The sequence below is a fragment of the Streptomyces amakusaensis genome (genome assembly GCF_039532665.1).
Classification (GTDB): domain Bacteria; phylum Actinomycetota; class Actinomycetes; order Streptomycetales; family Streptomycetaceae; genus Streptomyces; species Streptomyces amakusaensis.
On sequence record NZ_BAAASB010000022.1, the window covers coordinates 105,064 to 119,492 of the forward strand.

At 73.9% G+C, this 14,429-nt stretch carries 13 protein-coding genes; 1 reads left to right on the plus strand and 12 read right to left on the minus strand.

Going from position 1 to position 14,429, the window contains the following annotated elements:
- Positions 1 to 67: 67 nt before the first annotated feature.
- From ABD371_RS30440 to infC, 9 genes are all read right to left on the minus strand, one after another.
- A complete protein-coding gene (locus tag ABD371_RS30440) occupies positions 68 to 1,417 on the minus strand; it encodes an NsdA family TPR-like regulatory protein (RefSeq protein WP_344484009.1) in 1,350 nt (449 codons plus the stop codon).
- Between the two features lie 287 nt (positions 1,418 to 1,704).
- Complete coding sequence (locus ABD371_RS30445) at positions 1,705 to 2,853, minus strand: PP2C family protein-serine/threonine phosphatase (RefSeq protein WP_344484012.1); 1,149 nt, start codon at positions 2,851 to 2,853, stop codon at positions 1,705 to 1,707.
- Between the two features lie 228 nt (positions 2,854 to 3,081).
- A complete protein-coding gene (gene pheT, locus ABD371_RS30450; RefSeq protein ID WP_344484015.1) occupies positions 3,082 to 5,610 on the minus strand; it encodes a phenylalanine--tRNA ligase subunit beta in 2,529 nt (842 codons plus the stop codon).
- Entirely contained in the window at positions 5,610 to 6,731 is a 1,122-nt protein-coding gene (gene pheS / locus ABD371_RS30455) for a phenylalanine--tRNA ligase subunit alpha (protein WP_344484018.1), read from the minus strand. The genes pheT and pheS overlap by 1 nt, the downstream gene beginning before the upstream one ends.
- A 213-nt stretch (positions 6,732 to 6,944) precedes the next feature.
- Positions 6,945 to 8,066 carry a sensor histidine kinase gene (locus ABD371_RS30460; RefSeq protein WP_344484021.1) on the minus strand — a complete coding sequence of 374 codons (1,122 nt, stop codon included), beginning with the start codon at positions 8,064 to 8,066 and terminating at the stop codon, positions 6,945 to 6,947.
- A 139-nt stretch (positions 8,067 to 8,205) separates the two neighbouring features.
- On the minus strand, positions 8,206 to 9,042 hold the full coding sequence (locus ABD371_RS30465; protein ID WP_344484024.1) for a TrmH family RNA methyltransferase: 837 nt from the start codon (positions 9,040 to 9,042) through the stop codon (positions 8,206 to 8,208).
- A gap of 131 nt (positions 9,043 to 9,173) precedes the next feature.
- Positions 9,174 to 9,560 (minus strand): 50S ribosomal protein L20, encoded by a 387-nt coding sequence (rplT, locus tag ABD371_RS30470; protein WP_190124401.1) that lies wholly within the window; start codon positions 9,558 to 9,560, stop codon positions 9,174 to 9,176.
- A 118-nt stretch (positions 9,561 to 9,678) separates the two neighbouring features.
- Positions 9,679 to 9,873, minus strand: a complete 195-nt coding sequence (gene rpmI, locus ABD371_RS30475; protein ID WP_153480691.1) for a 50S ribosomal protein L35 — start codon at positions 9,871 to 9,873, stop codon at positions 9,679 to 9,681.
- 126 nt (positions 9,874 to 9,999) lie between these two features.
- Entirely contained in the window at positions 10,000 to 10,656 is a 657-nt protein-coding gene (gene infC / locus ABD371_RS30480) for a translation initiation factor IF-3 (protein ID WP_190124519.1), read from the minus strand.
- 376 nt (positions 10,657 to 11,032) lie between these two features.
- Between infC and ABD371_RS30485 the strand changes: the two genes are divergently transcribed.
- Complete coding sequence (locus ABD371_RS30485) at positions 11,033 to 11,404, plus strand: DUF1844 domain-containing protein (RefSeq protein WP_344484035.1); 372 nt, start codon at positions 11,033 to 11,035, stop codon at positions 11,402 to 11,404.
- Positions 11,405 to 11,429: 25 nt separating this feature from the next.
- Here the strand turns inward: ABD371_RS30485 and ABD371_RS30490 are convergent, their stop codons facing one another.
- The 3 genes from ABD371_RS30490 to ABD371_RS30500 all read right to left on the minus strand — a co-directional run.
- Entirely contained in the window at positions 11,430 to 12,158 is a 729-nt protein-coding gene (locus ABD371_RS30490; protein ID WP_344484037.1) for an SseB family protein, read from the minus strand.
- A gap of 71 nt (positions 12,159 to 12,229) precedes the next feature.
- On the minus strand, positions 12,230 to 13,408 hold the full coding sequence (gene mycP, locus ABD371_RS30495; RefSeq protein WP_344484039.1) for a type VII secretion-associated serine protease mycosin: 1,179 nt from the start codon (positions 13,406 to 13,408) through the stop codon (positions 12,230 to 12,232).
- Positions 13,405 to 14,429 (minus strand): hypothetical protein (locus tag ABD371_RS30500; protein ID WP_425575830.1); only part of this gene is annotated, 1,025 nt, incomplete at its 5' end. The genes ABD371_RS30500 and mycP, both read right to left, overlap by 4 nt.

Genomic DNA, 14,429 nt, shown 5'->3' on the forward strand with positions numbered 1-14,429 from the left:
GAGGCCGAAAAGGCGTCGGCCGGGCAACGGAAACGCGTCACCCCGGCCGGACGAGGACCGCGGACGGCTACAGCGGGACGCGGAGCGCCTCGTCGATGAGTTCCGCGACCTCCTTGGCCCGGGACGAGCCGCTGGCCATCAGATGCTCGCGCACCTCCCGCAGCCGGTCCCGCAGCCGCTGCGACTCCATGCCGCGCACCTGCGCCGCCATCTCGGCGGCCCGGTCGGCCGCCCGGTCCGCCTCGCCCTGCCGCAGCTCGATCTGGCAGAGCATGGCGAGCCGGTGCACCCGGCCCCGGTCGTGCGCGGGGGAGCCGACGGCCGCCGCCGCGTGCCCATGGGCGGCCGGCAGATCCCCCAGACTCAGCAGCGCCTCCGCGACCTGCACATTGACCAGCCCCGGCTGGACATAGCCGGTCTCGTCCGGCTCGTACCCCCGCTGAATGCGCTCCGCCTCCCGCTCGGCGCGGCGGATGCAGCCCAGCGCGGCGGCGGCGTCGCCGAGATGCGCGTACGCCTTGGCCTGCATGGCGTGCAGATCGGAGACGAGCGCCGGGGTGATCCGGCCGCCGCAGGCCCGCAGCGCGGCCTCCGCGAAGGCCACCGCCTGCCGGTACTCGGCCATGTACAGCGACTGATTGACCAGCAGCGCGACCGCGTAGGCGCCGAGGCCCCGGTCGCCGCTGGCCTTCGCCAGGCGCAGCGCCTGGTGGAAGTAGCGCTGGGCGAGTCCATGGGCGTCGGAGTCGTACGCGCAGATCCCGGCGACCGCGACCAGTCCGCCGGTCGCCCGGTGCAGCCGGCGGCCGAGCGCGTCGCTGTAGGAGCCGCGCAGCAGCGGGGCGGTCCGGGTGTTGAGGAATCCTACGATCCGGGCGCGGGTCACCATGCCGCCGGCCCGGCGGTACATCAGCTCGTAGTGCGCCCTGGCCGCCCGGAGCACGGCGATGTCGGCCGGGGAGACACCGGCCCGGCCGGAGCGGGAGACATCGGCGTCCTCCGGCGGGTTCTCCCACTCCCAGACGGGCATCACGGCGGGGGTTCCGGTGACGGCGGGGGCGTCGATGATGTGACGCCGCTGCTGTTCGTCGGAGCGCCAGAGCGCGGCGGCCCGCTCCACGAAGCCGGAGAGCGGGGAGCCGGGCCCGTCCGCCGTCTCCCCGTGGCCCCCGCCGCCCCCCAGCCCGATGTCGCCGAGGGTCAGGGCGCGGCCCAGCCGGGCGGCGAACACCTCGCAGATGAGGTCGGGCACCTGGCCGCGCGGGCGCTGGCCCTTGAGCCAGCGGGCGACGGCGGTGTGCTCGTACCGCAGGGAGAGCCCCTTGGCGCGGCCGGCCCGGTTGACCCGGGCGGCGAGGCCCGCGTGGGAGAAACCGGCCTCGTCCAGCAGGGCGTCGAGCAGGGTGTTGGGCTGCATGGCCTCTCCGGGGACGAGTGCGTTTCAGCGTAGTGGAAGGGGATTCACACGGGGTGTGAAGCGAGTGCCCCGATCCGTGCCGCACACGCGCTGCCGCCCCGCGGGGCACCCGTGTTGACTGAGCGGCCTCTCACAGTGGCGGCCGGACCACCGGGCTCCCCCTCGTTCGCGCGGTGGTCGCCGTGAGCGTCGTCCGTCCCGCCGAACTGCCCGGCACTCCGCGGCGGGGCGGGCGGCACAGGCCGCGGGACGATCCTTCGTCCGCCTCCCGGCGCCGACCCACGCGGTCAGCGGGCGGAGGGTTGTCTCCGGGTCCGGCGCGGTGTTTCCCCACACCGCGCCGGCACCCGTGCGCGGTCGTCGTGGAGCGCGAGGAACGCCACATCGTCGGTGAGCCGTCCGCCGGTGTGGCGCAGCAGCTGGGAGCCGACGGAGGCGATCAGCTCGGTGGGGCCCCCAGCGGGGCGGGGTCCGGTGACCGCTTCGGCGAGTACGGCCTCCAGCGGGAAGAAACGGCCTTCCGGGTCACGGGCGTCGGCCGCGCCGTCGGTGTGCAGAAAGAGCGTCTCGCCGGGGCGGAGCCGGGCACAGCGGCGGACGCCAAGCTCCGGGGGGAGCGGGAAGAGGCCGAGCGGCGGCAGGGGTTCGGCGGTGGACAGGGGCCGTACGCCGCCGTCGCCGCCGATCCGGTAGGGCCAGGGGTGGCCGCAGTTGAGCGCGAGTACGCAGCCGTCCGCGCCGATCTGGAGCAGCAGCACGGTCACGAACTCCTCGCCGTCGTCGGCCGGCCGGTGCTCGGGCTCGCGCAGATGCCGCTGTACGGAGCGCTCCAGCCGGCGCAGTACGCCGCCGAGGCCCGGTTCGTCGTGGGCGGCCTCCCGGAAGCCGCCGAGGACGGCGGCGACGGTGGAGACGGCGGGCAGTCCGTGGCCCCGGACGTCGCCTATGACGACGCGGGTGCCGTACGGGGTGGCCACGGCCGCGTACAGGTCGCCGCCGGCGGAGAGCCGGGTGGCGGCGAGGGCGAGGCCGCCGAGCCTGGGCGGCAGCGGGCGCAGCAGCGCCTGCTGGGTGGCGTCGGCGACGGCGCGGACGCGGCGCAGCTCGCGGTGGAGGTGGAGGCGGGCCCCGACGACGAGGCCGCTGCCGACGGCGATCAGGAGGACGCCGGCGAGGATGCGTTCGCCGAGGCTCTCGGGGTGTTCGTCGGGGAGTCCGATCCGCCAGGTGAGGGCGGCGGCTCCGCAGGCGACGGGGACTCCGAGGGGCAGTATCCGCCGCAGTCGGCGGGTGCGCGCGGGGTCCGGCCATCGCTCGCGGCGCGGGACGCGGGGTCCGGCCGGGCCGCTCGGCCGGGCCGGAGCTTTCTCAGGCGCGGGGGCCGTGCCCGCTCTGCGCACGGCCGGGAAGGGGCGTATTCCCCTGATACGAATCATGCCGTGGTCCCCTCATAGGCCCTCTCCGGCGTAATCGGCCGCCCGGGCGGCCGGGTCGATTCTGTCGACCGAATGGGGGAAGCAGGAGCAACCCTTCCGATTCTCACCCGAATGAGTGATTCGAGTGGCGTTCGACTCTCCCCGGGACGGCTGTGGCCTCCCGGCGTGGAAAAGCCGCAGGGGCGCGTCCGGATACGGATGCGCCCCTGCGGCCGGGTGGCGGGAGGGTCAGGCTCCCCGGAGCACCGCCCCGGTCCGCTCGGCCGCGTGGGCGACCGCCGCGTCACGGGCGGCGGAGGCCTCCTCGACGGTGAGCGTGCGGTCGGCGGCGCGGAACCGCAGCGCGTACGCCAGCGACTTCTTGCCCTCGCCGAGCTGCTCGCCGGTGAAGGTGTCGAACAGCCGGATGGACTCCAGCAGCTCGCCCGCGCCGAGCGTCAGCGCGTGCTCGACCGCGGCGGCGGGGACGCCCGCGTCCACGACGAGCGCCACGTCCTGGGTGGCCACCGGGAAGGCGGAGATCCGGGGCGCGGTCAGCTCGCCCTCGCCCGCCCGCCCCACCAGGTCCAGGTTCAGCTCCATGGCGCAGGTGCGCTCGGGCAGCCCCAGGGCCTTGACGACCCGGGGGTGCAGCTCTCCGGCGTGTCCGACGGGCGTCTTCACGCCGTCGAGGACGACGGACAGCTCGGCGCAGCGGCCGGGGTGCCAGGGGCCGTACTGCGCCTGGTCGACGGCGAGTTCGGCGCCGGACTCATGGGCGACGAGCCGGGCGGCCTCGATCGCGTCCGCCCAGTTCGCCGGGTGTCCGCCGCCCCACCAGCCGGAGCGCTCGCGGGCTCCGGCGAGGACCACGGCGGCGTGCCGGGGCTGCACCGGCAGCGCGGCGTCCAGTACGGCGATCTCCGCGTCGGTGGGCCTGCGGTCGACGGGCAGCGACAGCGCGGCGGCCTGCTCGGCGGCCGGGTGGAAGACCAGCCCGGTCTCGAAGAGCGCGAGGTCGTGGCTGCCGCGTCCGGTGTTGCGGCGCAGCGCGCCGAGCAGTCCGGGCAGCAGGGTGCTGCGGAGCGAGGGCTCCTCGTCGGAGAGCGGGTTGACGAGCGTGACCAGCCGGCGGGCGGGGTCGTCCGCCGGGAGGTCGAGCTGGTCGAGGACGCGTGCGCCGATGAAGGGGTAGTTCGGCGCTTCCACATAGCCCGCTCCGGCGAGCGCCCGGCCGACCCTGCGGTGCAGCCGCTGGCGTCCGGTCAGCCCGCGTCCGGCCGGCGGCCTGGGCAGCGTGGCGGGGAGGTTCTCGTACCCCTCCAGCCGGATGACCTCTTCGGCGAGGTCGTTGGGCGCGGTGAGGTCGGGACGCCAGGAGGGGACGGTGACGACCAGCTCGTCCTGCCCGTAGACGTCGCAGCCGACCTCCTGGAGGCGGCGTACGACGGTCTCCCGGCCGTACTCGACGCCGGCGACCCGGTCGGGGTGGTCGGCCGCCATCGAGACCGTGCGCGGCGCGGACGGCGAGACGATGTGGGTGACGCCGGCCTCGGCGGTCCCGCCGGCGAGCAGCACCAGCAGATCGACGGTGCGCTGTGCGGCGGCGGCCCCGGCCTGCGGGTCCACTCCGCGCTCGAAGCGCTTGGACGCCTCGGAGGAGAGCTTGTGGCGGCGCGCGGTCCGGGCGATGGCGACCGGGTCGAAGTGCGCGGCCTCGATGACGACCTCGGTGGTGCCCCGGACCGCTCCGGTCTCCGGGTCGGGCGCGGCGTCGGCGATCTCGGTGTCGGCTCCGCCCATCACGCCCGCGAGGCCGATCGGCCCCCGGTCGTCGGTGATGACGAGGTCCTGGGCGTCCAGGGTGCGGACGACTCCGTCGAGGGTGGTGAGCTTCTCGCCGGCCTCGGCGCGGCGGACGCCGATGGGGCCCTCGACACGGGTGCGGTCGTAGGCGTGCAGCGGCTGGCCCAGCTCCAGCATCACGTAGTTGGTGATGTCGACGGCGAGCGAGATCGGGCGCATGCCCGCCTTCTGGAGGCGGCGCCGGAGCCAGATCGGGGAGCGCGCCTCGGGGTCGAGCCCGGTGACGGTGCGCGCGGTGAAGCGGTCGCAGCCGATCGGGTCCGAGACCTTGACGGGGTGGCCGTACGCGTTGGGGCCGGGGACGTCCAGCAGCGCGGGGTCGCGCAGCGGCAGCCCGTAGGCGGTGGCGGTCTCGCGGGCGACGCCGCGCAGCGAGAGGCAGTAGCCGCGGTCGGGGGTGACGGCGATGTCGAGGACCTCGTCGTACAGCCCCAGCAGCTCGATGGCGTCGGTGCCGGTCTCGTGCTCGGGCGGCAGGACGATGATGCCCTTGGTGCCGTCGTCGCCCATGCCCAGTTCGTCGGTGGAGCAGATCATGCCCCGGGACATCCGGCCGTACGTCTTGCGCTCGGCGATCCGGAAGTCGCCGGGCAGGACCGCGCCGGGGAGCGCCACGACGACCTTGTCGCCGACGGCGAAGTTCCGCGCGCCGCAGATGATCTCCTGCGGCTCGCCCGTGCCATTGGCATCAGCGACATCCACCAGGCAGTGGCGGATGGGCTTCTTGAACTCGGTGAGTTCCTCGATGGCGGCGACGCGGCCGACGACCAGGGGGCCGGTGAGGCCGGCGCCGAGCTGCTCGACGGCCTCGACCTCGAGGCCGGCGGCGATGAGCTTGGCCTGTACGTCACGGCCGGTCTCCGTCGCCGGCAGGTCGACGTACTCCCGCAGCCAGGAAAGCGGGACCCGCATCAGATCTCCATCCCGAACGGCCTGGTGAAACGAACGTCACCCTCGACCATGTCTCGCATGTCTTCTACGTTGTGGCGGAACATCAGCATCCGTTCGATGCCGAACCCGAAGGCGAATCCGCTGTACTTGCTGGGGTCGACGCCGCAGGCGACGAGCACCTTGGGGTTGACCATTCCGCAGCCGCCCAGCTCGATCCAGCCCTCGCTGGAGCAGGTGCGGCAGGGGCGGTCCGGGTTGCCGACGGACGCGCCGCGGCAGACGTAGCAGACCATGTCCATCTCGGCGGACGGCTCGGTGAAGGGGAAGAAGTTCGGCCGCAGCCGGGTCGTCATCCCCTCGCCGAAGAGCGCCTGCACCATGTGGTCCAGGGTGCCCTTGAGGTCCGCCATGGTCAGGCCCTCGTCCACGGCGAGCAGCTCGACCTGGTGGAAGACGGGGGTGTGGGTGGCGTCCAGCTCGTCGGTGCGGTACACCCGGCCGGGGCAGATCACGTAGACCGGCGGCTCACGGTCGAGCAGCGAGCGGATCTGCACCGGGGAGGTGTGCGTGCGCAGCACGACCCCGGAGTCCGCCGTGCCGTCGGGGCCGGCCACGAAGAAGGTGTCGGCCTCGCCGCGCGCGGGGTGGTCGGGGCCGATGTTCAGCGCGTCGAAGTTGAGCCACTCGGCCTCGGCCTCGGGGCCCTCGGCGACCTCGTAGCCCATGGCGACGAAGACGTCCTCGATGCGCTCCGAGAGGGTGGTCAGCGGGTGGCGGGCGCCGGCCTGGATCCGGTCGTACGGCAGGGTGACGTCCACCGCCTCCTCGACCAGCACCCGGGCGTCGCGCTCGGCCTCCAGCTCGCTCTGGCGGGCCGCGAGCGCCTTGCTCACCGCGCCGCGGGCCTGGCCCACGCGCTTTCCCGCCTGGGCCTTCGCCTGCGGGGGCAGCGCGCCGATCTCACGGTTGGCGAGTGCCAGCGGCGAGGCTCCGCCGGTGTGCGCGACCTTCTCGGCCGCGAGCGCGTCGAGGTCGCCGGCGGCCGCGAAGGCGGTGAGCGCCTCGTCCCGCATGCGCTCGATCTCTTCCGGTTTCAGTGCCTCGACCTCGACAGGGTCGTACGACTTGTTCGGTGCCGACATCTCTTCCCGTGCTTCCGATTGGCTGATGCTGCGCTGAATGCTGCGTTTACCGGGGGACGTCCCCGGACCTGTGTGCCCCGCTCGACGTCCGTGTGGGCACGAAGGCGCCAAAGGCCGATTCTAAAGGGCGCGCGGGGATCGCCGGTCCGGGGACGGTCCCGGGGGGCCCGCCGGGGGTGGTCCGCGCGGCGGGGCGGGAAGCCCGGGGGCGGCTCAGGCCAGATAGGCCGGGGCGCCCACGGGCAGGATAAACCGGAATTCCGCGCCGCCGCCGGGGCCCCGGCCGACGGTGATCGCGCCGCCGTGGGCCTCGACGATGCCCTTGACGATGTAGAGGCCCAGGCCGGTGCCGCCGCGCTTGCTCCCCCGCCAGAAGCGGGTGAAGACGCGGCCCATCGACTCCTCGGGGATGCCGGGACCTTCGTCGCTCACGGTGACGGCCGTGCCTCTCTCGTCGTCCTTCGCCGCTGCGGGCGCCACCTCGATGGTGACGGTTCCCGCGCCGTGGCGCACCGCGTTTTCCAGCAGATTGCCGAGCACCTGGTCGATTTTGTCGGGATCGGCCCACAGGGCGGGCAGCTCGCGGCGGACCCGGACGAAGAAGCGGTCGGGGCTCTGGCCGGTGGCCATGTGGGCCTGGACATGGCGTCCGACGGCGGCGGCGATGTCGATGGGCTGGCGGCGCACCTCCAGACGGCCGGAGTCGATGCGGGAGATGTCGAGCAGCTCGGCGATGAGCCGGGTGACCCGGTTGGCGTCGGCGTCGACGGTCTCCAGCATCAGCCGCTTCTGGTCGTCGGTGAACCGTTCCCACTTGGCGAGCAGGGTGGCGGTGAAGCCTTTGACGGAGGTGAGCGGGGAGCGCAGCTCATGGGCGACGGTGGCGATCAGCTCGGCGTGGCTGCGCTCGTTGCGGCGGCGGGCCTCGGTGCCCCGGAGGCTGATGACGAGCCGGCGTATCGGCCCGGTGGGGAACTCGCGCACATAGCGCGCGGAGACCAGGACCTCACGGCCGCCGGGGAGCAGCAGATTGCGCTCGGGCTGGCCGACCCGGGTGGCGAGGCCGCCGTACGGGTCGGTCAGGGCCCACCAGCGCTGCCCTTTGAGGTCTTCCAGGGGCAGTGCCCGCTCCAGGGGTCTGCCCATCGCGTCGCCGGGGGCGACGGCGGTGATCCGGGCGGCGGCGGCATTGAAGCAGACGACCCGGCCGTCCTCGTCGGCGATGACCAGCCCGTCGGGGAGGTCGTCGGGGTCGACCCCGGTCATGCCGGCGTCGCCGACGGGGCACAGAAGCGTCCCGTGCGTCTCCGTGGGCCTGCTGGTACCGACTGCCATCCGTGTGTCCCCACCTCTCGGCCGGCGCTCAGTGGGCCCCCCGAGCCCGTCACCCTACTAGCTGGATGTGACCGTGCGGAGCCCCCGCGCGAGTGCACCCCCTCGGTGAGCCGCGGCGTCACCGGCGGACCCGCGCTGTTCAGTGCGCGCCCCCCGCGCGCTGGGCGCGCGCCGAGGCGTAGAGGCAGACGGCGGCGGCGGTCGCCAGATTGAGACTTTCGGCCTTTCCGTGGATCGGCACCCGGACGACGGCGTCGGCCAGCGCGCGGGTCTCCTCGGGCAGGCCCCAGGCCTCGTTGCCGAAGATCCAGGCGGTGGGGCCGCCCATGGTGCCCGCGTCGAGTTCGGCGTCGAGGTCGTCCTCGCCCGCCCCGTCGGCGGCGACCACGCGCACACCGGCGTCCTTCAGGGCGCGTACGGCCTGCTCGACGGGGACTCCGACGGCCACCGGCAGATGGAAGTGGGAGCCGACGGAGGCGCGTACGGCCTTGGGGTTGTACAGATCGACGGAGGCGTCGGTGAGGACGACCGCGTCGGCCCCGGCGGCGTCGGCGCACCGGAGCACGGTCCCGGCGTTCCCGGGGTCCCTCACGTTGGCGAGCACGGCGACGAGTTTTGGCCGGGCCGCGACGACGGCCTCGAAGGGCGAGTCGATGAACCGGCAGACGCCGACGAGGCCCTGCGGGGTGACCGTGGTCGAGATGTCGGCGATCACCGCCTCGTCGGCGAGATGGATCCGGGCCCCGGCCTCGTGTGCCGCGTCGACGATGTCCGCGTACCGCTCGGCGGCCTCCGGTGTGCCGAACAGCTCCACCAGGGTCGCCTCGCCCCCGGTGCGGTGCCGGGCGGCCTCCCGGACGGCCTGGGGGCCCTCGGCGAGAAACAGCCGCTCCTTGCCGCGGAAGTTCCGCTTCGCGAGCCGCCGGGCTGCGGCGACACGGGAGGAACGCGGGGAGATCAACTCGGGGGCGGCCATGAACTCACTTTCGCTACACAAGGTTCTTCATCGGGGCTCGGCCGAGGGTGGGTCGTCGGCCTGGCAGACGCACGCGGACCCGCAGGCCCAAGGGCCTGCGGGTCCGGAAAGCACACATCTGGGCGCGAGGCTCAGGCGGCGGCCTTCGGCGCGTTGACGTCGGCCGGCAGGGCCTTCTGCGCGACCTCGACCAGCGCGGCGAACGCGTTGGCGTCGTTGACGGCCAGCTCGGCCAGGATCTTGCGGTCCACCTCGATGTTGGCGGCCTTCAGACCCTGGATGAGGCGGTTGTACGTCATGCCGTTCTCGCGGGCAGCGGCGTTGATGCGCTGGATCCACAGCTGACGGAAGTCGCCCTTGCGCTTCTTGCGGTCGTTGTAGTTGTAGACCAGGGAGTGGGTGACCTGCTCCTTGGCCTTGCGGTACAGGCGCGAACGCTGACCGCGGTAGCCCTTGGCGGCTTCGAGGATCGCCCGGCGCTTCTTGTGGGCGTTGACTGCCCGCTTGACGCGTGCCACTTGTTAACTCCTTGTAGCGGGGCCGTGGTGATACCCACACGACCCGAATTCGATGAGGTCCCGGTCTCGACGTCGCTCCGCCCGCTCCCCCGTCACCGGGGGCTGGGCGGAGAGAGCGTCACTTGCCGAGAAGCTTCTTGATCTTCTTGGCGTCGCCCGGAGCCATCTCCGCGTTGCCCGAGAGGCGACGCGTCAGCGTGGACGGCTTGTGCTCGAGCAGGTGGCGCTTGCCGGCGCGCTCACGGAGCACCTTGCCGGAGCCGGTGATCTTGAAGCGCTTCTTGGAACCGCTGTGCGTCTTGTTCTTCGGCATAGCGCCGTTATCTCCTCGTCAGTGGCGCTCCCCCGGCACACGAGGTGCCGGCATGCGTGCGGGAGCGTCAGATCTTGGGTTGTGGATCCGGGCGGGACCGGGGGCGCCTCGCGGCAGCCCCTCGGGTCACGCCTCGGAAGGCGTCTCGGCGGGGGCGTCGACGGGGGCCTCGGCAGGAGCGTCGGCGGGGGCGTCGGCCTGGACCTTCGCGCCCTCACGGTCGGCCTTGCGTGCGGCCTGGGCCTCACGCGCCTCGGCCATGGCCTCGGTCTTCTTCTTGTGCGGACCGAGAACCATGATCATGTTCCGGCCGTCCTGCTTCGGGTTCGACTCGATGAAACCGAGGTCCTCGACATCGGTCGCGAGACGCTGGAGCAGGCGGTAGCCGAGCTCGGGGCGGGACTGCTCACGACCACGGAACATGATCGTGATCTTGACCTTGTCGCCCTGCTTGAGGAACCGGACGACGTGACCCTTTTTGGTGTCGTAGTCGTGCGGGTCGATCTTCGGCCGGAGCTTCATCTCCTTGATGACCGTGTGCGCCTGGTTCTTGCGCGCCTCACGGGCCTTCATGGCCGACTCGTACTTGAACTTCCCGTAGTCCATGAGCTTGCACACGGGCGGCCTGGCGGTCGCCGCGACCTCGACCAGGTCGAGGTCATACTCCTGTGCGAGCTCAAGGGCCTTGGCGAGCGGGACGATGCCGACCTGCTCACCGCTGGGACCGACAAGCCGCACTTCCGGAACGCGAATCCGGTCGTTGATGCGGGGCTCGGCGCTGATGGATCCTCCTCGGTAGCACTGCGCGGCCTACTGGCAGAGGGCCACGCAACGTCTGTTTGGTAAGACCAACCGCGCCGGAACATGAAAAATGCCCCGGACGGGACACAGGCGGCAGCTCCTCAAATCCGGAGCACCACCGCGGCCAGCCGCAGGGCGCACATCGGGCGATTTCCATCGTCCGTACGGAACGATGGGCATCGCCTGACCGGTGACCCGCCGTCCCGGAGGACGGTCAGGTGGGAGATCGGAGCCTCCACTTGTGGGCCGGACACAGAAGCGTCCAGCCGGTCGTCACACAAGGTTAGCAGCTTCGCCCGGTGAGGGCTAACCGACGGCCCGGGACGGGGCGCCCGCGCCGGGGCATATCGTGTGGGGCATGAGTGACGCGACCCCTGCCTCCGACATCCACGAGTCCCCCGGCTTTGACGCCATGACCCGCGACATCGCGGAAGTCCCCGCCGTCGAGGTGATCGTCACGGTCGCGGTGAACCTGATGAGCGCCGCCGCCGTGAAGCTCGGCCTGACCGAGGAGGGCGAGGAGCACAAGGATCTGGACGAGGCCCGGAAACTGGTCCACGCGCTGGCCGGTCTGCTCGACGCCAGCACCACCGAGATCAGCTCCTTCCACGCCGCGCCGCTGCGCGACGGCCTGAAGTCGCTCCAGCTGGCGTTCCGCGAGGCGTCGCTGGTGCCGGACGAGGTGGGCCAGGGGCCGGGCGAGAAGTACACCGGCCCCGTCTACGGCTGACCCCGCGGGCTCTCCCGCCCCTTTCCTACCGTACGAAGAAGGGCTCGCCCGGAGGGGTGGCCCCGGCCGGCAGCAGTGCCAGGTCGAGGCCCCGCACCAGGCGGGCCCTCAGTGCGTCGTGGCCCGCCAGGGCCTCGGCGACACGGCGGACGGCGGGCCCGGGGGCCGCGTCGGCGGCGAGCACCAGGGCGAGGGTGCCGTCCGCGCCGCCCGGGCCCAGATGCGCCCGGACCACGGCGGGCTCGGCGGCCACCACCTCCCGCACCGCCTCGGTGACGGCCGGGTCGCGCAGCGGGTCGGTGCTGGTGCGCCCCTCCGCGAGGGCGAGCAGCGCGGGGCCGCTCAGCTGGTACGGAACGGGTCCCGCGAGATCCAGTACGAGGGTGTCGGCCCGCTCGTGGGCGGCCGCCTGGAGCGCCTGGTGCAGCGGGACGGCGACCGGGCGGGCCTCGGGGTCCCAGCGGGCCAGCGAGGCGAGGGAGGTGAAGGCGGGCAGCGCCCGGCGGTCGCCCGCGGTGAGCGTGGGCACGGCCATGTCGCTGGTCTTCTCCCGGCGCAGTCCCCTCTCGTCGGTCTCGACCTCGCCGAGCACCGCGACCACGGGGACCAGCAGCCGGGCCTCCCGGAGGGCTTCGAGCACCGGCTGCTCGGCGGCCCGGTCGTGCGACCAGGCCTCGAGGGCCGCGGCGAGCCGCGGGTCGGCGGTGCCGTCGTCGTCGGAGAAACCGGAGTCGGGGATGTTCTTGAGCGCCACGCGTCGAGGGTAGTTCGTCGCCCCCCGGCCGGAGCACTCAGGGCGGTCCCCGGCCGCCCGGCCGCGGCCGGTCAGCGGTCGGCGGGCTCCCGTGCGCCGCGCCAGAGCACCACCGCGGCCGCCAGGACCACCGCCCCGGCTCCGCCCGCGAGCGGGGCGAGCCAGTCGGCGGGCTCCTCGACGGCCGCGACCGGCTGCGGTCCGGGGCCGAAGTACTGCCGGTCGTACCCCGCCGTCGCCGCCTTCGGGTCGGCGGGCCGCAGCCTTCCGCCCGCCTCGATCGCGGCGGCGGGGTCCACCATCCCGTACCCCTTGGCATCGTCGCGCCCGCCGCCCGGGGCGTCGCGGGCGGTGTCCACGAGGAGTCGCTTGATCTGCGCGGGGGTCAGCGCGGGGTGCGCGGAGCGTACGAGGGCGACCGCGCCGGAGACGAAGGCGGCGGCGGCGCTGGTGCCCCAGCCCTGGTAGTACTTCCGGTCCGGGTCGGGGATGACCACGTCGACGCCGGGCGCGTTGACGGTGGCGTACCAGCGCTGGGTGGAGAAGGAGGCGTGGGTGCCGAAGCGGTCGACGGCCGTCACGGCGATCACGCCGGGATAGGCGGCGGGGTAGGAGACCCGGTCGCCCTTCTCGCCGCCGTTGCCCGCGGAGGCGACGACCACGGAGCCCTTGTCCAGCGCGTACCGCACGGCCGCGTCCTCGCCGGCCTCCGCGTGGGCGGACTCGCTGTCGTCGCCGAGGGAGAGGTTGATGATGTCCGCGCCCTGGTCGGCGGCCCAGCGGATGCCCTCGGCGAGCGCGGTGCCCCGGGAGTTGCGGGCCTTGTCCCGGGCCGGGTCGCCGCTTTCGAGGATCACCCGGACGGGCAGGATCTTCGCCTCGGGCGCTATGCCCATGACGCCGTCCTCGCCGGCCGGGCCGTGGCCGTGCGCGGCGATGATGCCCGCCATGGCGGTGCCGTGCCGGGCCCAGGCCCGGTCGCCCCGGCCCGCGCCGAAGCCGATGAGGTCCTTGCCGGGCAGGACATTGCCCACCAGGTCGGCGTGCTGGTCGTCGACGCCGGTGTCGAGCACGGCGACGGTGATGCCCTCGCCCTTGGTGGTGCGCCACGCCCGGTCGGTGTTGAGGGCGTCGAGGCCCCACTGCTGGGGGCGTATCCCGTCGGCGCGCGCCGGGAGGGCGGGCAGCACCAGGAAGGCGGTGGCGGTGAGGGCGGCGGCGAGCCGGGTCCTGCGGGGCGCTCTGGTCATCTCGAGGTCTCCATGGCGGTGCTGAGGCCGCCGCGCAGGGCCTGCTCGATGCCCTCGGCGACGCCTCCGGCCTCATGGCCGAGGCCCGACTGCGCGGGGGCCGAGGTGGCTCCCTTGGCACGGGCCTCGGCGGCGGGCCTGGGGTCGGCGACGGCCCGGCCGTCGGCGAAGCCGGAGACGGCGAAGACCACGACCGGCGCGTCGGTGAGGACGCTGATGCTCCAGCTCGCGCGCTGCCGGTCGCCGAAGTGCTCGGCGACGGTGCCGGGGCCGCGCAGGGCGCGCGGCATCAGGTCGGGGCGCTTGGCGAGGCCCTCGGTGGTGAAGCGGGCCTTGAGCGCCCGCATGGCGGCGATGTCGCCCTTGGTGAAGACCATGCCGACGGTGGTGACATGGCTGGAGGTGGCGTCGGTGTAGGTGGCGCGCAGCACCCGGCCGCAGCCGACCGGTTCCAGGGCCCGGGCCAGGAGCGGGTCGAGGCTGGTGGCGCAGTCGCCGTCGGGGGCGACGGCGATCCGGGTCCAGACCCGGTCGGCGCCGCCGGGGCCCGCGCCCTTGCCGTTCAGGGTGCGGGGGAAGAACACGTCCACGGGGAGGCTGTGCCAGAGGGTGCGGCCCTCGGTGTACGCGGTGTGGGTCGCGGTGTCGGCGCTGGAGTCGCCGGTCAGCCAGCTCCCGGTGGCCGCTCCGCCGATGAGGCCGAGCCCCAGGACGGCGCAGGCGAGGGCGGCGGCGGTGCGTATGGGACGGCGGGTGCGGACCGGGTGCGGCGGCAGGCCGGCGGTGCCGGCGGGGTGCTCGGGCGGCGGCGGCCAGGGGCCGGCGGGCCGGGGTCCGGGGAGTTCGCCGACGGGGCGCAGCCGGGCGGTGATGTCGATGGGCGCGTCGTACGCGGGGTGGCGTCGACGGGCCCGCGGGCCCGGGGGCCGCGACGGCGGGACGCGCGGGGGGCGCGGCGGGGCCGCGGGTGCGGCGGCGGCCGGTGGGCGGCGCGGGGGTTCGGCCGGGCGGGGCGGGGGCG